We start from the raw sequence: 21,547 nt of genomic DNA, 5'->3' as shown, positions 1-21,547 counted from the left end.
CCCGCTCCGGGAAAGGCTTTTTTTATTTAGGGTCGTTTTCTAATACTTTGTCAATTAGACCGTATTCTAAAGCGCGTTCAGCAGTCATGAAATTATCACGATCTGTATCACGTTGTAGCACTTCTAACGGTTGACCTGTACGCTCAGCTAAAATTGAATTTAGTTTTTCGCGTAAGAATAGAATACGTTTTGCCGCAATTTCGATTTCAGTAGCTTGTCCTTGAGCACCACCAAGAGGTTGATGAATCATTACTTCGCTGTTTGGAAGAGCAAAACGTTTGCCCTTTTCACCAGCAGCCAGTAAGAAAGCACCCATTGATGCAGCCATACCGATACAAATTGTAGAAACTTTTGGCTTAATGAATTGCATCGTATCGTAGATAGCCATTCCAGCTGTAATAGAGCCACCTGGACTGTTGATATAAAGTGAGATATCTTTTTCTGGATCTTCAGCAGCTAAGAATAAAAGCTGAGAAACGATTGAGTTAGCTACGTTATCGTCAATAGCGCTACCTAAAATAATAATGCGGTCTTTTAATAAACGTGAATAAATGTCATAAGCACGTTCACCACGGTTTGTTTGTTCAATAACTGTAGGAATTAAGTTCATATTAAATTCCTCCTTAACAAGAATAATTTGTTATGTACCTATAATACACGTATGGTCAATAAAGGTCAAACAAAAGAACCTCTACTACACATATTCGCTTAAAAGACTATGTATTCCTCTTTGACATTATTAAAATTTTTCCCCCTTCTAAAAAAAATAAACGTAGTATTCTATTGAAAAGAGAAGTTTTCTCTCCTATAATGGAAGTTGTGACAAATATGCCCTCGTAGTGTAGTGGATAGCACAAGAGATTCCGGTTCTCTTAGGGTGGGTTCGAATCCTGTCGAGGGCGTCTTAAAACGTTGCGGATTACGCAACGTTTTTTATTTTGAGTAAAAAGGCTCATATTCTCAAAAAATAATATTTATTTTCCTCCTCTAACCCTTTATACGCGCAAGGAAGCAAGAAATTAATTCCATTGTACCGGTTGCAGAATTTGTCAGAATACTATAAAACAGTATATAAAGAAAAGAAACACGGAGGAGGAATAAATATGAAGTATGTGAACAAACTTTTCATTGTCAGTGCATCGGTAGCACTATTGCTGTCTGCATGCGGGACGAACGAAGATTCTGCTCAGCCGAAGTCTAATGATCAAGCAGAAAATGTTCAGCAGGATAAGGCTTCTAAATCTGATCAAACATCAGGCGCTGCAAAAGAAGATTCGAAAAAAGATGCGGATTCTCCCGAGGTCTCAGCCAAACCTTCAGGAAGTCAATCATCAACTAGCGAAACAGTGGAAGATGGACAGTCAACATCTTTTTCAGAAACAAAACTAACAAAAAGCCCAGAACAAGATTATTCTATTCAAGTAATGGACGGTTATAAACTAACGGGTGAAGAACCAGGAAAAGATGCGCTAGTATTAACTTCAGATGATTCTCAATTCATGCGTATTGAAATGCTTTCACCAGAAGCATCGATGAACGACGCTGCTCAATCTGTTAAACAAACGGCAACAGCAGTTGATAAAAATGCAGCAGAGAAAAAGAATCTTGAAGAGAATGGAATCTTCAAAGATTCTGTTTGGTATGAAGCTACATCTGGGGACCATACGGTAAACGCGGTGTTGGTTAAAGGAAAGAAACCAATGAAGCTAACCATCTTCACGAAAAATGACGAAGAAAACTTGGACAAGTTTATGCAAATGGCACAAACCATTCAATAAGCAATTTTTCTATATATTATACACATGCAGAAAATTCGACATGACGAAGAAAACGTCATGTCGGATTATTACTCGGATCATGTGGCTGGTACGAATTATAATGAAAAGTTATAAAGGTGCATAGCTCTATTACTTTTTTGAAGGTTAGTGATTAAAAATAGGATGAATCGCTTCGTTAACAAAGGTTGACGGAGGTTTTTTGGTGAAAAAATTACATATAAAAAATAGTTACATGCTCTTTGAAAGCGTTTTTATAGTAAAATAGATGAAGGGGAGGGGAGAAATAATGGAGATTGGATTATTTCAGCAGCAGTCGTTAAAGCTGACGATGTCAAAAGAATTATCACAAGCTATTTCTCTTTTACAATATTCATCGATGGATATTGTAGCGTTTTTACATGAGCAGGCGCTTCAAAATCCGCTTATAGATTTTTCAGAGCTGCCCGTTTATACATCTCACAATCAAAAAAATCATGCAACTTCTGATTCAACAGATTATATGAGCAGTATACCAGCTCCTAAAGAAACGCTGTACGAACATTTAATGAATCAATCCGCATTATTAAAATTAGATGAATGTGAGCAGGCAGCCGTTGAGTTTGTTATTCATAGTCTGGATGATGCTGGCTATTTGCACGATGAGTTAATTATACTTGCTAACCAGCTTGGTCAAGGTCAAGAGCAGGTTGAAAAGGCTCTCCAGCTTGTGCAGCAGATGGACCCGGCAGGAGTAGGGGCAAGAAGTTTACAAGAGTGCTTAATGCTTCAATTAAAAAGGAATAATCAATGGACAGAAAAAATAGAGCAAATTTTGACACATCACTTTGAGGAATTTGCGTATAAAAAATGGATGAAAATCTCAAAGTTATGTCAAATCTCACTTGAAGCTCTTCAACAATTACATGAACAGATTAAAAAATTAAATCCTCGTCCTGGATCATTTTATATGAAGTCCAATGAACGATTCATTGTACCGGATTTTATTGTAAAAATTGAAGATGGAAATGTCGTTGCTTATGCAAATGAGGATTTGGAACCTCGCCTTTCAGTGAATGAACAATACAAACTCCAGCTGAAAAACAGGCAAAACCAAGAAATGTTTTCTTATTTACAAGAGAAATATCGTGAATTTCAATGGATTATGAAAAGTTTACACACACGCAAAGATACATTAAACGCATTAATGAATACCTTACTTGTTGAACAAGAAGCATTTTTTAAAAAGGGTCCTTCGTATTTGAAACCCTTAACAATGAAGGAAGTAGCGGAACAAACGTCCGTGCATGAATCGACGATTAGCCGTGCTACTCGGCACAAATATATTCAAACACCTTTTGGCACCTTTTCAATGAAATCTTTTTTCTCAACTAGTATTCAACTGGGCAACAACGAAGCGACTTCTACAACTCATGTAAAAGAACTGCTTAAAAAGCTAGTATCAGAAGAAAACAAACAGCGTCCGCTTTCAGATCAGCAGTTAGCTAACGTCTTGCAAAGCAATTATAACGTTACTATTTCAAGAAGAACGGTAGCCAAATATCGAGATCAATTAAACGTTCTACCATCCAGTCAACGAAAACTTTTTGTCACGCAGTAAAGGAGTGGGAATGTGGAAGTTGTACTGTATACCAAAAATAGCTGTCATTTATGCGATGATGCAAAGAAGCTGCTTGCAGAGCTGCAGTCGGATTTTCCCTTTCAGCTTATTGAACGAGATATTTATAAAAACGATGAGTGGTTGGAAAAATATCATCTTACGATTCCTGTAGTAGAAATGGACGGAGAAGAAGTGGAATATGGAAAAATAACAGGTATTCCATTAAGAAAACGCTTACTTTTAAAAATAGGCAACACATGAGTTGAATAAAGGATTCACTCCTGTTAGAATAGATTTTGTAGCAGGGTGAATTTTTTTTGCGCAAGGTGGGACATAATATGTCTATACGGGACGAAACATGTCCAGCGAGTTTATGCCTTAAGGGGATTTTAACATGCGTTCTTTAATAGAAGTACAACGAAAATTATTACCTGAACTTCTCTCAGTTATGCAAAAGCGCTATCAAATCTTGCAATACATACGTTTAATGCAGCCGATTGGCCGCAGAAACTTAGCTGTAAGCCTTGGGCTAACAGAGCGTGTGTTACGAAGCGAAGTAACATTCTTAAAAGAACAAGATTTGATTGACATTTACCCTAGTGGAATGACGCTTACAAATGAGGGAGAGCTCCTTCTGGCTGAATTAGAAGAAGTAATGAAGGAAGTTTCAGGACTTCGGTTATTGGAAACAACATTAAAAGAGGCGTTTTCTTTATCAGAAGTTGTTGTTGTATCTGGAGATAGTGATCAGTCTCCTTGGGTCAAAAATGAAATGGGTCGAGCATCTGTTTCGTGTATCAAGGAGCGCCTTGTTGGTAAAAAAAATACCGTTGCTGTTACAGGTGGTACGACGCTTGCCGCCGTTGCCGAAATGATGACACCTGATTTAAAACACCCTGATGTACTTTTTGTACCTGCTCGCGGAGGGCTAGGTGAAAATGTACAAAACCAAGCAAATACGATTTGTGCTAAGATGGCTGAAAAGTCCATGAGTCACTATCGCTTGCTTCATGTTCCAGATCAGCTTAGTGATGAAGCATACCGATCCATTATCGGTGAACCATCTATTAAAGACATGCTTCATTTAATTAAGTCCGCTGGTATGGTTGTTCACGGAATAGGAGACGCTATGACAATGGCAGAACGCCGTAAAACACCACAAGCAGACTTAGAAAAAGTGAAAAATGGACATGCTGTAGGTGAGGCATTTGGATACTATTTTAATCATCAAGGCGAAGTTGTTCATAAAGTTAAAACAGTTGGCATACAACTCGATGATTTAAAGAACAATAAATGTGTTATTGCTGTTGCAGGAGGTTCATCAAAAGCAAAGGCAATTAAAGCGTTTATGCAACAAGCGCATGATTCGATTCTCATTACAGATGAAGGCGCCGCAAAAGAGTTAGTAAGGGATTTTAATTAATCCCTCATATAAAAAATACTTTTTACATTCAAGGAGGAAATACCCATGGCAGTAAAAATTGGTATTAACGGATTTGGTCGTATCGGCCGTAATGTATTCCGCGCAGCTTTAAAAAATGATAACGTTGAAGTAGTAGCAATCAACGACTTAACAGATGCTAACATGCTTGCTCACCTTTTAAAATATGATTCTGTACACGGAAAATTAGATGCAGAAGTAGTAGTAGATGGTAGCAACTTAGTAGTAAACGGTAAAACAATCGAAATCTCTGCTGAACGTGACCCAGCTCAATTATCTTGGGGCAAACAAGGCGTAGAAATCGTTGTTGAATCTACTGGATTCTTCACAAAACGCGCTGACGCTGCGAAACACTTAGAAGCAGGAGCTAAAAAAGTAATCATCTCTGCTCCAGCATCTGACGAAGATATCACAATCGTAATGGGTGTTAACGAAGACAAATACGATGCGGCTAACCACAACGTAATTTCAAACGCTTCTTGTACAACTAACTGCTTAGCGCCATTTGCTAAAGTGTTAAATGACAAGTTCGGTCTTAAACGCGGAATGATGACAACAGTTCACTCTTACACAAACGACCAACAAATCTTAGACTTACCACACAAAGATTACCGTCGTGCTCGTGCAGCTGCTGAAAACATCATCCCAACTTCAACTGGTGCTGCTAAAGCTGTATCTCTAGTATTACCTGAATTAAAAGGTAAATTAAACGGTGGAGCTATGCGTGTTCCAACTCCAAACGTTTCTTTAGTAGACTTAGTTGCTGAACTTGACAAAGAAGTAACTGTTGAAGATGTAAACAACGCTCTTAAAGAAGCTGCTGAAGGCGATCTTAAAGGCATCCTTGGTTACAGCGAAGAGCCACTAGTATCTGGTGACTACAATGGTAACATCAACTCTTCTACAATCGATGCATTATCTACAATGGTAATGGAAGGTAACATGGTTAAAGTTATCTCTTGGTACGATAACGAGAGCGGATATTCTAACCGTGTAGTAGACCTTGCTCAATACATCGCTGCTAAAGGACTATAAGAATAACTTAAAATTCGCTTCTATTTTATTCAATAAGACAGAAATCGACTAGACTTTCCTTTTTTATTGGATATCTGAAAATAGAACGACTATAATAAGACTTGCTAAGGAAGAGAGGGGCATACCCCCTCTTCCTTGATTTATGTATTGGCTTCTACATGAAAAAGCGTCATAAGCAGCTAACTGGAGTTTCACTTTATATAGAAAGGCGCCAATATATAAAATGAAATCTACGGTGGTTTGTGGATTGATGATTACATAGAAGCCTACTTGCTTAGTACCATAAATACTTAAGGAGGCCTTTTAACGATGAACAAAAAAACGTTGAAAGACATCGATGTAAAAGGAAAGCGAGTATTTTGTCGCGTAGACTTTAACGTACCAATGAAAGACGGAAAAGTAACAGACGAAACTCGTATTCGTGCAGCTATTCCTACTATTCAATATTTAGTAGAACAAGGTGCAAAAGTAATTTTAGCTAGCCATCTTGGACGTCCAAAAGGCGAAGTTGTTGAAGAGTTACGTCTAAATGCTGTTGCAGAACGTTTACAAGCTCTTCTTGGTAAAGACGTTGCAAAAGCTGACGAAGCTTTTGGTGAAGAAGTAAAGAAAACAATCGACGGCATGAGCGAAGGCGATGTTTTAGTACTTGAAAACGTACGTTTTTACCCAGGTGAAGAGAAAAACGATCCTGAATTAGCAAAAGCATTTGCTGAATTAGCAGACGTGTACGTAAACGATGCATTCGGTGCAGCTCACCGTGCGCATGCTTCAACAGAAGGAATTGCACAACATATTCCAGCAGTAGCAGGTTTCTTAATGGAAAAAGAGCTTGATGTGCTTTCAAAAGCATTATCAAACCCAGAACGTCCATTTACTGCAATCGTTGGTGGAGCAAAAGTTAAAGACAAAATCGGTGTAATTGACCACTTGCTTGATAAAGTAGATAACTTAATCATCGGTGGAGGACTTTCTTACACATTTATTAAGGCACTAGGCCATGAAGTAGGTAAATCACTTCTTGAAGAAGACAAGATTGAACTTGCAAAATCTTTCATGGAAAAAGCTAAGAAAAACGGAGTAAACTTCTACATGCCAGTGGACGTGGTAGTAGCAGATGACTTCTCAAATGATGCTAATATTCAAGTTGTATCAATTGAAGATATTCCAAGCGATTGGGAAGGCTTAGACGCAGGACCGAAAACGCGTGAAATCTATGCTGACGTAATCAAAAACTCTAAGTTAGTTATTTGGAATGGACCAATGGGTGTATTTGAATTAGACGCATTTGCTAACGGAACAAAAGCAGTAGCAGAAGCTTTAGCAGAAGCAACTGACACATATTCAGTAATCGGCGGAGGAGACTCTGCAGCAGCTGTTGAAAAATTCAACTTAGCTGATAAAATGAGCCATATTTCTACAGGTGGCGGTGCGTCACTAGAGTTTATGGAAGGTAAAGAACTTCCAGGCGTAGTTGCATTAAACGATAAGTAAGTTTATGTTTCAGTAAGACGGAGGACCGACCTGACGACTGATAATATAAAAAATTATCAAGCAGCGAAGATGGATGACCAAGAGATAAAAGGGACCGAATCACTTTTAACAGCACCCTCTTGGACATCTAACGCGTGAAGGGAAAACCCACAATAAACAAAGGACGGTGTTATACATGCGTAAACCAATTATTGCAGGAAACTGGAAAATGAACAAAGTACTTTCTGAAGCAACTAGCTTTGTTGAAGAAGTAAAAGGAGCAGTACCATCTCCTGAAAGCGTAGATTCAGTAGTATGTGCACCTGCACTATTTTTAGATCGTTTAGTAGAAGCGACTAAAGGCACAGACTTAAAAATTGGTGCACAAAACATGCACTTTGAAGAAAACGGTGCGTTCACTGGAGAAGTGAGCCCTGTTGCTTTAGCAGACTTAGGTGTGAACTATGTCATTTTAGGACACTCTGAGCGTCGTGAAATGTTTGCTGAAACGGACGAAACAGTAAACCAAAAAACAATTGCTGCATTCAAACACGGTTTAACACCAATCGTTTGCTGCGGTGAAACAAACGAAGAGTACGAACAAGATCAAACAAAAACAGTTGTAGCTAATCAAGTGCAAAAAGCATTAGCTGGTCTAACTGATGAGCAAGTAAAGCAAACGGTTATTGCATATGAGCCAATTTGGGCAATCGGTACAGGTAAATCTTCAACTGCTGAAGGTGCAAACGAAGTTTGTGCATACATCCGTAGCGTTGTTGCAGAACAATTCTCTCAAGATGTTGCAGATGCTGTACGTATTCAATACGGCGGTAGCGTAAAACCTGCTAATATTAAAGAATATATGTCTCAATCAGACATTGACGGAGCTTTAGTAGGTGGAGCAAGCTTAGAAGCAGATTCTTTCTTACAGCTTTTGGAGGCTGGTAAGTAATGAGTAAAAAGCCAGTAGCATTAATCATCTTAGATGGTTTTGCATTACGCGATGAAGATAAAGGTAATGCGGTAACACATGCAAAAAAACCAAACTTCGACCGTTTCTGGAACGAGTATCCTCATGCTACACTTCAGGCGTCTGGAGAAGCTGTAGGCTTACCAGAAGGCCAAATGGGTAACTCTGAAGTAGGTCACTTAAACATCGGCGCAGGCCGAATTGTGTACCAAAGCTTAACTCGTGTAAACGTAGCAATTCGTGAAGGCGAGTTTGAACGAAACGAAACGCTTCTAGCAGCTGTAAAGCACGCAAAAGAAAAGGGTACAAACCTTCATCTTTTCGGTCTTTTATCTGATGGCGGTGTACACAGTCATATCGAACATCTATATGCATTATTGCGTCTAGCTAAGAGTGAAGGCTTAGAAAAAGTCTACATTCATGGTTTCTTAGATGGCCGTGACGTAGCACCTCAATCTGCTGAAACGTATTTAAAAGAACTTAATGAAAAAATTGAAGAGTACGGCGTTGGTGAAATTGCAACACTTTCAGGACGTTACTACTCAATGGACCGCGATAAACGCTGGGAGCGCGTAGAGAAATCATACCGCGCAATGGTGTACGGCGAAGGTCCATCATATACAAGCGCTGAAGAGTGCGTAAAAGATTCGTATGAAAATGGAATCTATGACGAATTCGTTTTACCTTCTGTTATTACAAAAGAAGACGGATCGCCAGTTGCGACAATTCAAGACGAAGATGCAGTTATTTTCTACAACTTCCGTCCCGATCGCGCAATTCAAATTTCAAATACGTTCGCAAACGAAGATTTCCGTTCATTTGATCGCGGTGAAAAACATCCGAAAAACTTACATTTTGTATGTTTAACTCACTTCAGCGAAACAGTTGACGGATATGTAGCCTTTAAGCCAAATAACTTAGATAACACGCTTGGTGAAGTATTATCTCAAAATAACTTAAAGCAGCTTCGTATTGCCGAGACAGAAAAATATCCTCACGTAACGTTCTTTATGAGCGGTGGACGTGAAGCAGAGTTTCCTGGTGAAACACGTATCTTAATCGATTCACCAAAAGTAGCAACATATGACTTGAAACCTGAGATGAGTGCTTATGAAGTGACGGACGCGTTGCTTGCAGAAATCGAAGGCGATAAGCAAGACGCTATTTTGTTAAACTTTGCAAATCCTGATATGGTAGGCCATTCAGGTATGCTAGAACCAACGGTAAAAGCGATTGAAACAGTAGATGAGTGCTTAGGCAAAATCGTTGATGCAATTTTAGCTAAAGGCGGTACAGCAATCATCACAGCAGACCATGGTAATGCTGATGAAGTGATTACACTTGAAGGTAATCCAATGACGGCTCATACAACGAATCCTGTTCCAGTAATCGTAACCAAACAAGGCTTAGAGCTTCGTGAAGATGGTATTCTAGGAGATCTAGCTCCTACGATGCTTACTCTTCTAGATGTAGCACAGCCAAAAGAAATGACAGGTAAAACATTAATTAAATAATTAATTATAAAGGAGAGTTTTAAAATGCCAGCAATTCTTGACATTTATGCACGCGAAGTATTAGATTCTCGCGGTAACCCAACAGTTGAAGTTGAAGTATATACTGAATCAGGCGCTTTCGGACGCGCTTTAGTACCAAGTGGTGCTTCTACTGGTGAATACGAAGCAGTAGAATTACGCGATGGTGACAAATCTCGCTACCTAGGTAAAGGTGTATTAAAAGCAGTAGAAAACGTAAACGAAATTATCGCTCCTGAATTAGTAGGTATGGACGTAACTGATCAAATCGGTATTGACCGCCTTATGATCGAGTTAGACGGTACTGAAAACAAAGGTAAATTAGGTGCCAACGCTATTCTTGGTGTATCTATGGCAGTAGCTCACGCAGCAGCTGATTTCGTAGGTCTTCCATTATACCGTTACCTTGGTGGATTCAACGCTAAGCAATTACCAACTCCAATGATGAACATCATCAACGGTGGTTCTCATGCTGATAACAACGTTGACTTCCAAGAATTCATGATCTTACCTGTAGGAGCTCCTACATTCAAAGAAGCAATCCGTATGGGTGCTGAAGTATTCCACGCGTTAAAATCTGTTTTATCTGCTAAAGGCTTAAACACAGCTGTAGGTGACGAAGGTGGTTTCGCTCCTAACTTAGGTTCTAACCGTGAAGCATTAGAAGTAATCGTAGAAGCAATCACAAAAGCTGGTTACGAAGCTGGTAAAGACATCCAATTAGGTATGGACGTAGCTTCTTCTGAATTCTTCAACAAAGAAACTGGTAAATATGATTTAGCAGGCGAAGGCCGTACAGGCGTAACTTCTGCTGAAATGGTAGATTTCTACGAGCAGTTAGTTAACGAATTCCCAATTGTTTCAATCGAAGACGGTTTAGACGAAAATGACTGGGATGGTCACAAGCTATTAACTGAGCGCATTGGCGGAAAAGTACAGCTTGTTGGTGACGATCTATTCGTAACAAACACGAAAAAACTTGCTCAAGGTATCGAACAAGGCGTAGGTAACTCTATCCTTATCAAAGTTAACCAAATCGGTACATTAACTGAAACGTTCGAAGCTATCGAAATGGCTAAACGTGCTGGTTACACAGCAGTAGTTTCTCACCGTTCTGGTGAAACTGAAGATGCAACAATCGCTGATATCGCTGTTGCAACAAACGCTGGTCAAATCAAAACTGGTTCTATGAGCCGTACAGATCGTATTGCGAAATACAACCAATTATTACGCATCGAAGACGAGTTAGGTGTTCTAGCTGTATACGATGGCGCTAAATCTTTCTACAACTTAAAAAAATAAGTTGAAAGTATAAAAAACGGATGACGATTGTCGTCCGTTTTTTTTACGTTAAAATCCGTTGTATTTCACTGCCATTACTTGTACGAGAGGGTTTTTTATGATAAATTAACCTTAGCGTAGTGCGCGTACTTTATCCCCGGTAATGCCAATCAGAAGGGATGAAGAAACCCCGCTGATGGACTATTACTTGGTGTAGGAGGTGTGTCTTAGTGCATACATTGCTGATTACTTTGCTAGTGATTGTTTCAATTGCTTTGATTGTTGTGGTCGTTTTACAATCAAGTAAAACTACTGGATTATCTGGAGCTATTTCCGGTGGAGCTGAAACGTTATTTGGGAAACAAAAAGCACGTGGAATTGACTTAGTTTTACACCGTTTGACAGTAGTGTTATCTATCTTATTCTTTGTGTTAACACTTGCTGTATCTTATTTCAAACTTTAATATGTTACTGGATAGACTGCCACCTAATGCATATGTACTTGGTGTATACCAACTTATGTATTAGGTGGTTTTTTAATGGGCGTGTTGAATACTTTAATTTCATTTTTAAGTAATGATATAATATAGCTTTAGAAAAAAGTACTAAATATAGTATAAAAGCGTAAAAGTTGATGGCTACATCTCTTTTTATGTGATGACCGTCACATAAATACATGTTTTTTTCTATTAGGACTGCAGATATTATAACTAAAAGGAGTTAAGTGATATATGAAAATTGCACAACCAAAGCCATTTACATTTGAAGGCGGCGAAAAAGCTGTTTTATTACTTCATGGTTTTACCGGAAATTCTGCTGATGTTCGTATGTTAGGTCGTTTTTTAGAGAAAAAAGGATACACATGCCACGCACCTCATTACAAAGGACATGGCGTAGCGCCTGAAGAACTTGTTCATACTGGTCCAAAAGATTGGTGGAAAGATGTCATGGACGGCTATGAGTTTTTGAAAAGCAAAGGTCATGAAAGTATTGCCGCTGTAGGTCTTTCACTAGGTGGCGTATTTTCACTGAAATTAGGTTACACTGTACCTATAAAGGGTATTGTGCCTATGTGCGCCCCTATGTATATAAAGAGTGAAGAAGTCATGTATGAAGGTGTTTTAGCGTATGCACGCGAATATAAAAAGCGTGAAGGTAAATCGTCTGAACAGATTGAACAAGAAATGGAAGAATTCAAGCAAACACCAATGAACACATTAAAGTCTTTACAGGAATTAATCGCTGAAGTGCGAAATTCAGTAGATATGATTTATGCACCGACATTTGTTGTACAAGGTCGTCATGATCATATGATTAATACAGACAGCGCCAATATTATCTATAATAGCGTTGAGTCTCCCACAAAAGATATAAAATGGTACGAAGAATCTGGTCATACCATTACTTTTGATAAAGAGCGTGATCAGCTTCACGAGGATGTATATGCATTTTTGGAATCACTTGATTGGTGATAGAGATAATACGAATAAAGAAAAAGGAGGGACATGATGTGAAAGAAGAAAATCAGCCCTATATAAATGAAATATTGGATTTTATGAAAAGGGATAATTATAAACCTTTGACTGTCCAAGAGCTTGCAAAAGAATTCAATACTGAGGATGCAGAGTCATTCAAAGAGTTTGTAAAGGCACTTGTTATTATGGAAGAGAAGGGTTTAATTATCCGAGCAAGAAACGATCGCTACGGGCTGCCGGAACAAATGAATTTTGTCAAAGGCAAAGTAAGCGGACATGCAAAAGGGTTTGCGTTCGTAGTTCCTGAAGAAAAAGATGCGGGTGATGTATTTATTCCCCCTACTGAAACAAACAATGCTATGCACGGAGATATTGTGCTTGCAAGAGTTTCATCAGAATCATCAGGTGCTCGTCGTGAAGGAACCATTGTAAAAATCTTAGAACGAGGTACTCAGCAAATTGTAGGTACGTATACGCAAAGCAAAAATTTTGGCTTTGTGATTGCGGATGACAAAAAAGTTGCAGGTGATATTTTTATTCCCAAATCAGCAAGAAACGGTGCAGTTGAAGGGCATAAAGTAGTAGTAGAACTGACGACCTATCCGGAAGGCCGCATGAATGCAGAAGGAAAAGTGGTTCAAATTCTTGGACATAAAAACGACCCGGGGATTGATATCATTTCTGTTATCCATAAGCACGGTCTTCCTCAAGAATTTCCTGCTGATGCTTTAACACAAGCAATTGATACACCTGAAACGATTGACGAAAAAGATATCGGCAACCGCCGCGATCTTCGTGATCAAGTTATTGTAACCATTGACGGAGCAGATGCAAAAGATTTGGATGACGCCGTAACGGTTACAGAGCTTGAAAATGGAAACTACAAATTAGGCGTCCATATTGCAGATGTAAGTCACTACGTTAAAGAAGGTTCTCCGATTGATGTAGAAGCAGCAGAGCGCGGAACAAGCGTCTATTTAGTAGACCGAGTTATTCCGATGATTCCTCACCGTTTATCTAATGGAATTTGCTCATTAAATCCAAAAGTTAACCGTTTTACGCTTTCGTGTGAGATGGAAATCGATCCACAGGGTGAAGTAGTGAAACATGAGATTTTTGAAAGTGTCATCAAAACGACAGAACGAATGACGTATTCAGACGTTAACAAAATCTTAGTGGATAAAGATGAAGAAGTGTTAGAACGCTACGAGCCAATTGTTCCGATGTTTGAGCGTATGGAAAAGCTGGCAGCTATTCTTCGTAAAAAGAGAATGGATCGCGGGGCCATTGATTTTGATTTCAAAGAAGCAAAAGTATTAGTAGACGATGATGGCCATCCTCACGATGTTATTTTGCGTGAACGTTCGGTTGCTGAAAAGCTAATCGAAGAATTTATGCTAGCGGCGAATGAAACAGTAGCAGAACATTTTCACTGGATGAACGTACCGTTCATTTATCGTATTCATGAAGATCCAGATGCAGAGAAGCTTACTCGTTTCTTAGAGTTCATTACAAACTTTGGTTACACGGTGAAAGGAACAGGAAACGATATTCATCCGCGTGCGCTACAGGATATTTTAGAAGAAGTAAAAGGCACGCCTGAAGAGATGGTTATTTCAACTGTTATGCTTCGTTCGATGAAACAAGCGAAATATGAAGCAGAAAGTTTAGGCCACTTTGGTTTATCTGCTGAGTTCTATACGCATTTTACGTCTCCAATCCGTCGTTATCCGGATTTAATCGTTCATCGTCTCATTCGCACGTATTTAATTGAAGGAAAAACAGATCAGCAAACGCAAGAAAAATGGCGCGAGCTTCTGCCTGATGTTGCTGAGCATTCTTCTAATATGGAACGTCGTTCAGTTGACGCTGAGCGGGAAACGGACGATATGAAAAAAGCTGAGTTTATGGCTGATAAAGTTGGGGAAGTATTTAATGGTATTATTAGCTCTGTTACTAACTTTGGAATGTTCGTGGAGCTAGAAAATACGATTGAAGGTTTAGTTCACGTCAGTGACTTAACAGATGACTATTATCGTTACGACGAACGTCACTATGCGATGATTGGAGAAAAAACGGGCAATGTCTTCCGAATTGGAGACGAAATTGAAGTGAAAGTCGCCGATGTGAATAAAGACGAGCGTTCGGTTGACTTTATTATTGTAGGAATGAAAGAAAGTCGCAAACGCTTATCTAAAGACCGTCCTAAAGTGATTAAAGCAAAACAAAAGTCACGCAAAGATGATAAAGGAAAAGTTCGCGAGGGCAGCCGAAGCAAAAATGAAGAGTGGTCTACTCAAAAGCCAAAGAAGAAAAAGAAAAAGAGATTCTTCGAGGGTGCCCCAAACGTTAAGCGCAAAAAGAAAAAGCGTAAATAATCGAAATCGACAGCAGTGAAGCAGAAGGGTATTCCTTCTGCTTCAAAACAGCTCCATTAAACGTTTTAGTTGTTGTTTAGATTTCCATACAGTAAAATGATACATAATATCATACATATACGTAAGTACGGCAGAAGGGAAGGAACGTTTTATGCCAAAAGGTGAAGGGAAATTAATTGCACAAAACAAAAAAGCCCGCCACGACTTTTTTATTGAAGAAACATATGAGACGGGTATTGTTCTACAAGGAACGGAAATTAAATCAATTCGTAATGGGCGTGTAAATTTAAAGGACTCTTTTGCTCGTGTGCAAAACGGAGAAGTATTTCTACACAATATGCACGTTAGTCCTTACGAACAAGGAAATCGATACAATCATGAGCCGTTGCGTACACGAAAGCTATTGCTGCATAAGCGTGAAATCAGCAAGCTAATTGGCTATTCAAAAGAAACGGGTTATTCATTAGTTCCTTTAAAAGTGTATTTAAAAAATGGATACGCAAAGGTTTTACTAGGGCTTGGTAAGGGTAAAAAGAAATATGACAAGCGTGAAGACTTAAAGCAAAAAGAAGCGAAGCGCGATATCGAACGAGCATTTCGTGATCGTCAAAAGATGTAACATTACAAAATCTTACAATTGCAAAATGCTCATTTTGTGATATAATAAGTATTGTTATCAGTTAGATTTCATTTTGCACACTGAAGTCGCTATCTGATGTAAGATTTTTTCTTACACATTCCGGCTCCCTTTTATATGGGGACGTTACGGATTCGACAGGGGTAGTTCGAGCTTAGGTTGCGAGTCGAGGAGATGGCCTCGTTAAAACATCAACGCCAATAATAACTGGCAAATCTAACAATAACTTCGCTTTAGCTGCATAATAGTAGCTTAGCGGTTCCTCCCTCCATCGCCCATGTGGTAGGGTAAGGGACTCACTTTAAGTGGGCTACGCCGGAGTTCGCCGTCTGAGGACGAAGGAAGAGAATAATCAGACTAGCGACTGGGACGCCTGTTGGTAGGCAGAACAGCTCGCGAATGATCAATATGCCAACTACACTCGTAGACGCTTAAGTGGCGATATTTCTGGACGTGGGTTCGACTCCCACCGTCTCCACCAATACATATTGTATGGTGGCTTACCTTACTTATAACAGGAGTTAATCAAATGTATGCTCTTCATTTGATTAGCTCCTTTTTAATTTATGATTTATGTAAAATTGAAAAAAGCAGGAAAGAAATAAAAGGATGCCTCTTACATAAAGAGGCATCCTTTTATTTTTGTTTAAGCTGAACAAAAAGCAGCATAAGAAAGGAAAGAAAGACGATTGAAATAACCCATAGCCAAGCGAGATTCATGTTTCCAGAGTCAATCGCTACGTAGATAGCAGTAGGCACAGTTTGAGTTTCACCTGGAATATTGCCGGCAAACATCAAAGTGGCTCCAAACTCTCCGAGTGCTCTTGCCAGACTTAGCACTCCTCCTGTTACGATGGCTTTAGAAGCTAAAGGGATAGAAATAAAGAAAAAGACTTTCCATTCGCTTGCACCATCTACTCGAGCTGCGTCTTCAATTTCGTAATCAACGCCTTGAAAGCCTGTTTTGGCAGATTGATACATAAGCGGAAACGCAACGACAACGGAGGCAATAACAGCTGCCCACCATGTGAAAATAACGGGTTGTTGAAAGACCCATTCAATTGCCCGGCCGAGCAGGCTGTGTTTCCCGAATATGACAATCAATAAAAATCCAACAACGGACGGAGGGAGCACCAACGGGAGCATTAACGCCGTTTCAATCATCACTTTTCCCTTAAAGTGTTTCCTAGATAACAGTTTTCCTATAACAGTGCCTAAAATAATAACGACAAATCCTGCTACTAATGCAATTTTAAGCGATAGCTGAAGAGGAGATAAAAATTCTTGAATCATAGCGGCCTCAATTTGCAGTGAAACCGTATTTCTTTAAAGTGTCAAGAGCCGTCTTACTTTGTAAAAATTGATAAAAAGCTTTTGCTTCTTGTGGATGTTTCGAATCCTTAATAACGCCTACAGGATATACAATTGGTTTGTGAGTGCTATTATCTGCAGTAGCGACAATCTTCACCTTTTTTGAAATCAAGGCATCGGTTTTATAAACCACCCCAGCTTCAACGTTTCCTGTCTCTACATAGGAAAGCACCTGGCGTACGTCTTTCGCATAGACGGTTTTTGGCTCAATGTTTTTCCAGAGGTTCATGTGTTCAAAAGTCTCCTTCGCATACTGTCCGGCAGGAACGGATTCTGGTATTCCAAGTGCAATTTTTTGAACAGTCGGCTTTGATAGATCTTCAAAATTTGTGATAGCAGACGTATTATTCTTTGGCACGATAAGCACAAGGCCATTGCCAACCAAGTCAGCACCATTCTCTTTGGAGATAGCTCCTGCTTTTACTAGTGCATCAAACTTGTCTTCCGCTGCTGAAAAAAATAAATCAACAGGTGCGCCGTTTGTAACTTGCTGTTGCAGCGAGCCTGAAGCTCCAAAATTAAATTTCAAGTCTATATTTGGATGCTTTTTTTCATATTGCTTTTGAATATCAGTGAGCGCATCTTTTAAGCTGGCCGCAGCGGATATCGTTAAGCTGATGTTTTTGTGCTGAGCTGCGGATTGATCGGTATTTGTTTCGTTCGAACAAGCAGCAGTAAACATAATTAAAAATAATAGTGCGAATAAGGGTTTAAAGTATTGTTGCATCGTGTCACCTCAGTTAGTTGTAGTAAAGCAATTTAGTATAACTATATCACGTTCATTTTAAATTTGACTTCCTAAAAAGAAAACAGCGACTTGAAAGGGGGAAAACTTTCAAGTCGCTGCTTCATTTATTCTTCCAACGCTTTGCCCATTCCTTTTAAAAAGTGAAGCCCAAATCCAATTGCACGATTGACGTCTGGATCGTTTAGCGCTTTTATAAGAGCTAATGCACTTACTTTTTTTCCGGTTTTTACATATTCATTCGCTTCGTTCATACCAGCTGTTGCGCTATTTACAAGTTTAGCAGTTACCTCTGGATCTGCCTTCATCAAACCGCTGCTTGCACTCATAAGAGTATTAATTAAATTGGTTACCGGTTCTCTGGAAATTTGATGAAGCGCAATTTTTGAGATTTTTTCTTTCGCTTGAATCATTGAATCAGCAGCTTCAAGAACACCCATGTCGTTAAGTTCGCCAACAATACCGATAATACGGTTCAACGCTTCTTCATTATCTGCCAGCAGAGAAGTTAAATCTTCTAATTTTTGTTGTTTTTCTTCTTCCTCGCTTAGAAGAGGTTTCTTAATTTCTGTAATAGGTTGTGCCATCTTTTCTCCTCCTATTTACTTGTTAAATGGACGTAGCCAGGACGGTTCCATTTACGCTGAACCTCGACCCCATTTTGAGGATGACGTTTTTTGTTACGCGGATTTGTAGACGGTAAAGGCGTTGCTCCACCTTTACTTAATACTTCCATCCGTACTTTTGTTTGTTTGTAAGCCGGCGTATTTGTTCGTTGGTCGACTGCAGGTCCGGTCAAGAAGTTAATAGCCGAATCTTTATGAACAGAGTGCATTGGAAGATACAGCTCATTTGCTTTTACTCGCTCTGTAATTAATGCCTGTACTTTTACTGCTCCAAACGGTGAGATTAATCTGACAAGCGAACCTTCTTCAATTTCACGCTCCTTGGCAAGCTGAGGTGAAATTTCTACAAATACTTCCGGTACTTTTGATTGGATGCCGCTCGATTTATTGGTCATATTCCCTTCATGAAAATGTTCTAACATTCTTCCATTATTAATGTGTAGATCATATTCTTCTGGGAATTCGGCAGGAAGTACCCAATGTGATAAAGCAAAGCGCGCTTTTTTATCTGGGAAATTAAACCCATCGACGTAAAGTAACGGCGTGCTTTTTCCCTCTAAGCTCCCCCATAAGAAGCTATTCCAGCCTTCAAGGTTTTCGTAACTGGCTTGGCTGAATAGAGGTGATAGACTAGCCATTTCTGCAAAGACATCACCAGGATGTGTATACGTCCAGTTCGCACCTAAGCGGTTGGCAATCTCTTGAACAATCCACCAATCCGGCTTTGAATCACCGAGCGTTGGTAATGCTTGATACAATCTTTGGACACGTCGCTCCGTATTGGTAAATGTTCCGTCTTTTTCAAGAGAAGGAACAGCAGGAAGTACAACATCAGCATATTGAGCCGTTCTCGAAAGGAAAATGTCTTGGACGACAAAAAAATCTAAATTTGATAATATTTCGTGTACATGGTTAGCATTTGAATCAACAAGAGCCATATCTTCACCGACAAGGTACATGGCCTTCATTTTTCCTTCACCAATTGAATGCAGCATTTGAATATTATCAAGCCCTGGCTTATCTTTAATTTTTACACCGTATGCTTTTTCAAATTTCGCTCGGGCGACTGAGTCTGTGACGTGCTGATAGCCTGGAAGCCAAGCAGGAAGAGTTCCCATATCACATGCTCCTTGGACGTTATTGTGGCCTCGGAGCGGATAAGCGCCTGCTCCAGGGCGTCGATAGTTTCCAGTAGCAAGCAACAGGTTTGAGATAGCCGCTGATGTATCAGAGCCTCCCGTATTTTGCGTTACGCCCATGCCCCACAGCACACAGGTTCCATCGGCGTCTCGAATCATTTCAGCTATTTGAATGAGCGTTGCTGCTGGAATACCCGTAATTTGTTCAGCATATTCAAGCGTGTACTTTTCAAGCAAAGAGTGAAAGTCTTCAAAATAGTTGACGTTTTCTTGGATGAATTTTTCATTGTGCCATCCTTGGTCAATCATGTATTTTGTTACAGCCATTAGCCATACTTGGTCCGTACCTTGTTTTGGACTGATGAAAATGTCAGAGCGTTCAGCCATTTCGTTTTTGCGCAAATCTGCGACGATTAGTTTTTGGTCATGAAGCTTGTGCGCGCGTTTGATGCGAGTTGCTAATACAGGATGACCTTCAGCAGGGTTAGCTCCAACGATGATAACCAGTCCAGCTTTTGCGATGTCTTTTATCGTGCCAGCATCGCCTCCCATTCCCACTGTTCGAAATAATCCATCAGTTGCAGGAGACTGACAGTAGCGAGAGCAGTTGTCTACGTCATTTGTTTCAAACATTTGGCGAGCCAGCTTTTGAATAACATAGTTTTCTTCGTTTGTAATCTTAGAAGAAGAAATAAAACCAACTGATCCATGTCCATACTGCTGATTAATAGAGCTTAACCTGCTTGCTACTAAGTCGAGGGCTTCTTCCCATGACGACTCTACAAATGCACCATTTTTTCGGATTAAAGGCTTAGTAATACGTTTTTCAGAGTTGACAAAATCCCAGCCGAATTTTCCTTTCACACAGGTTGAAATGGCATTTGCGGGAGCATCAGAGCTAGGCTGAACTTTAAGGATTTCACGGCCTTTTGTCCATACTTCAAATGAACATCCAACTCCGCAAAATGTACAGACAGTTTTTGTTTTTTTCGTGCGTGTTTCGCGCATAGCGGCTTCCACTTCTGAAACAGCAAAAATTCCGCTGTATCCAGGTTCTACTTCTTTAACTAAATCAATCATTGGATTTAAAACGTCTTTTGGAAGCCCAGTCATAAATCCAGCTTCTCCAAGCATGGATTTTTCCATCAAGGCATTACAAGGGCATACGGTTACACATTGACCGCAGCTCACACAAGAAGATTCATTGATTGCTACACCGTCATCCCAGAGAACGCGGGGACGTTTTGCTTCCCAGTCGATAGAGAGTGTTTCATTAACTTGAAGATTTTGACAAACCTCTACGCATTGGCCACAAGCGATGCATTGATTAGGGTCATAACGGTAGAACGGATGAGACATATCGACTTCATTCTCTGAGGCCTTTGGCGTATAGGGGTATTTTTGATGTTCAATCTCCATCATTTCGGCTGTGTTATGTAATTTACAATTTCCGTTGTTATTGTCGCAAACGGTGCAGTATAGCAAATGATTCTCTAATAAACGATCCATTGCTTCCGTCTGTGCCGCTTTTGCGGGTGCTGATTGTAATTCTATCTTCATGCCGTTTTCAGCTTTTGTAGAACAAGAACGAACTAACTCGCCATTCATTTCAACAATACATGTGTCACAAGTTTGAATAGGATCCACTTCAGGAACATAACAAATCTGAGGGTGCTCAATGCTTTGCTGATTAATAATTTCAAGTATGGTAGAGCCTGAAGCTGCTTTGTATTCGTTGCCATTTATATGAACAGTGATAATTTCACGACTCATTTGTTTTCCTCCTTTATATAAAAACAAAAAACCACCATGAATACACACGCCTAATTAAATAAGGGAAGTGCAATCATGGTGGAATAGTTTACTAGCAGGTCTTACTAATATGCCAATCCGGCCCATTTATATCGTTAAGAAAAAGTGATAGAGTAATAACAATTCATTATTATTATTCCATCTCGATTATTTATAATTATATCGCTACGTTTTTAAATGCACAACTTTTTTAAATACCCAACTCTCTTCAAAAGTTTTGCTGCAAAGATTTTAGGCTTTTATTTTTTGAAGTGTTG

Annotated in this window: 18 protein-coding genes, 1 tRNA gene and 1 other RNA gene; 15 read left to right on the top strand and 5 right to left on the bottom strand. The window is 39.5% G+C overall.

What is annotated here, in order from left to right; translation table 11 throughout:
* Positions 1-22: 22 nt before the first annotated feature.
* Positions 23-610 carry an ATP-dependent Clp endopeptidase proteolytic subunit ClpP gene (gene clpP / locus AC0C45_RS22755; RefSeq protein ID WP_013059707.1) on the bottom strand — a complete coding sequence of 196 codons (588 nt, stop codon included), beginning with the start codon at positions 608-610 and terminating at the stop codon, positions 23-25.
* A gap of 220 nt (positions 611-830) precedes the next feature.
* Here clpP and AC0C45_RS22750 point away from each other — a divergent pair.
* The 15 genes from AC0C45_RS22750 to ssrA all read left to right on the top strand — a co-directional run bounded on the left by AC0C45_RS22750 (position 831) and on the right by ssrA (position 16,078).
* Positions 831-902: transfer RNA gene (locus AC0C45_RS22750), tRNA-Arg, on the top strand.
* 201 nt (positions 903-1,103) lie between these two features.
* Positions 1,104-1,778, top strand: coding sequence for a hypothetical protein (locus AC0C45_RS22745; protein ID WP_237893112.1), 675 nt, complete (start codon positions 1,104-1,106; stop codon positions 1,776-1,778).
* Positions 1,779-2,064: 286 nt separating this feature from the next.
* Positions 2,065-3,375, top strand: coding sequence for an RNA polymerase factor sigma-54 (rpoN, locus tag AC0C45_RS22740; RefSeq protein WP_013085388.1), 1,311 nt, complete (start codon positions 2,065-2,067; stop codon positions 3,373-3,375).
* A 12-nt stretch (positions 3,376-3,387) separates the two neighbouring features.
* Entirely contained in the window at positions 3,388-3,636 is a 249-nt protein-coding gene (locus AC0C45_RS22735; protein ID WP_013085387.1) for a glutaredoxin family protein, read from the top strand.
* Positions 3,637-3,769: 133 nt separating this feature from the next.
* The gene (locus AC0C45_RS22730; protein WP_013085386.1) at positions 3,770-4,798 is read left to right on the top strand and encodes a sugar-binding transcriptional regulator; all 1,029 of its coding nucleotides are present in this window, start codon (positions 3,770-3,772) and stop codon (positions 4,796-4,798) included.
* Positions 4,799-4,843: 45 nt separating this feature from the next.
* Entirely contained in the window at positions 4,844-5,851 is a 1,008-nt protein-coding gene (gene gap, locus AC0C45_RS22725; protein ID WP_013059702.1) for a type I glyceraldehyde-3-phosphate dehydrogenase, read from the top strand.
* A gap of 309 nt (positions 5,852-6,160) precedes the next feature.
* Positions 6,161-7,345 (top strand): phosphoglycerate kinase, encoded by a 1,185-nt coding sequence (locus tag AC0C45_RS22720; RefSeq protein ID WP_013059701.1) that lies wholly within the window; start codon positions 6,161-6,163, stop codon positions 7,343-7,345.
* A 175-nt stretch (positions 7,346-7,520) separates the two neighbouring features.
* The gene (tpiA, locus tag AC0C45_RS22715) at positions 7,521-8,276 is read left to right on the top strand and encodes a triose-phosphate isomerase (RefSeq protein WP_013085385.1); all 756 of its coding nucleotides are present in this window, start codon (positions 7,521-7,523) and stop codon (positions 8,274-8,276) included.
* The gene (gpmI, locus tag AC0C45_RS22710) at positions 8,276-9,808 is read left to right on the top strand and encodes a 2,3-bisphosphoglycerate-independent phosphoglycerate mutase (protein WP_016765863.1); all 1,533 of its coding nucleotides are present in this window, start codon (positions 8,276-8,278) and stop codon (positions 9,806-9,808) included. The genes tpiA and gpmI overlap by 1 nt, the downstream gene beginning before the upstream one ends.
* A 24-nt stretch (positions 9,809-9,832) precedes the next feature.
* A complete protein-coding gene (eno, locus tag AC0C45_RS22705) occupies positions 9,833-11,128 on the top strand; it encodes a phosphopyruvate hydratase (protein WP_013059698.1) in 1,296 nt (431 codons plus the stop codon).
* Between the two features lie 209 nt (positions 11,129-11,337).
* Positions 11,338-11,571 (top strand): preprotein translocase subunit SecG, encoded by a 234-nt coding sequence (secG, locus tag AC0C45_RS22700; protein WP_013059697.1) that lies wholly within the window; start codon positions 11,338-11,340, stop codon positions 11,569-11,571.
* A 267-nt stretch (positions 11,572-11,838) separates the two neighbouring features.
* On the top strand, positions 11,839-12,579 hold the full coding sequence (locus AC0C45_RS22695) for an alpha/beta hydrolase (RefSeq protein WP_013059696.1): 741 nt from the start codon (positions 11,839-11,841) through the stop codon (positions 12,577-12,579).
* A gap of 38 nt (positions 12,580-12,617) precedes the next feature.
* Positions 12,618-14,960 (top strand): ribonuclease R, encoded by a 2,343-nt coding sequence (gene rnr, locus AC0C45_RS22690; protein WP_237893111.1) that lies wholly within the window; start codon positions 12,618-12,620, stop codon positions 14,958-14,960.
* Positions 14,961-15,111: 151 nt separating this feature from the next.
* Entirely contained in the window at positions 15,112-15,579 is a 468-nt protein-coding gene (smpB, locus tag AC0C45_RS22685; RefSeq protein ID WP_034648422.1) for an SsrA-binding protein SmpB, read from the top strand.
* A gap of 137 nt (positions 15,580-15,716) precedes the next feature.
* Positions 15,717-16,078, top strand: a transfer-messenger RNA (tmRNA) gene (ssrA, locus tag AC0C45_RS22680).
* Between the two features lie 155 nt (positions 16,079-16,233).
* Here the strand turns inward: ssrA and modB are convergent.
* From modB to fdhF, 4 genes are all read right to left on the bottom strand, one after another.
* On the bottom strand, positions 16,234-16,890 hold the full coding sequence (modB, locus tag AC0C45_RS22675; RefSeq protein WP_013059693.1) for a molybdate ABC transporter permease subunit: 657 nt from the start codon (positions 16,888-16,890) through the stop codon (positions 16,234-16,236).
* A 7-nt stretch (positions 16,891-16,897) separates the two neighbouring features.
* Positions 16,898-17,695, bottom strand: a complete 798-nt coding sequence (modA, locus tag AC0C45_RS22670; protein WP_237893109.1) for a molybdate ABC transporter substrate-binding protein — start codon at positions 17,693-17,695, stop codon at positions 16,898-16,900.
* A gap of 125 nt (positions 17,696-17,820) precedes the next feature.
* The gene (locus AC0C45_RS22665) at positions 17,821-18,300 is read right to left on the bottom strand and encodes a helical membrane plugin domain-containing protein (protein WP_237893108.1); all 480 of its coding nucleotides are present in this window, start codon (positions 18,298-18,300) and stop codon (positions 17,821-17,823) included.
* 11 nt (positions 18,301-18,311) lie between these two features.
* Complete coding sequence (gene fdhF / locus AC0C45_RS22660) at positions 18,312-21,251, bottom strand: formate dehydrogenase subunit alpha (RefSeq protein ID WP_472928851.1); 2,940 nt, start codon at positions 21,249-21,251, stop codon at positions 18,312-18,314.
* Positions 21,252-21,547: the final 296 nt, after the last annotated feature.

The organism is Priestia sp. VA7 (genome assembly GCF_055710015.1).
Note: the sequence above shows the minus strand (reverse complement) of the source record. Positions and strands in the feature narration are given on the sequence as shown.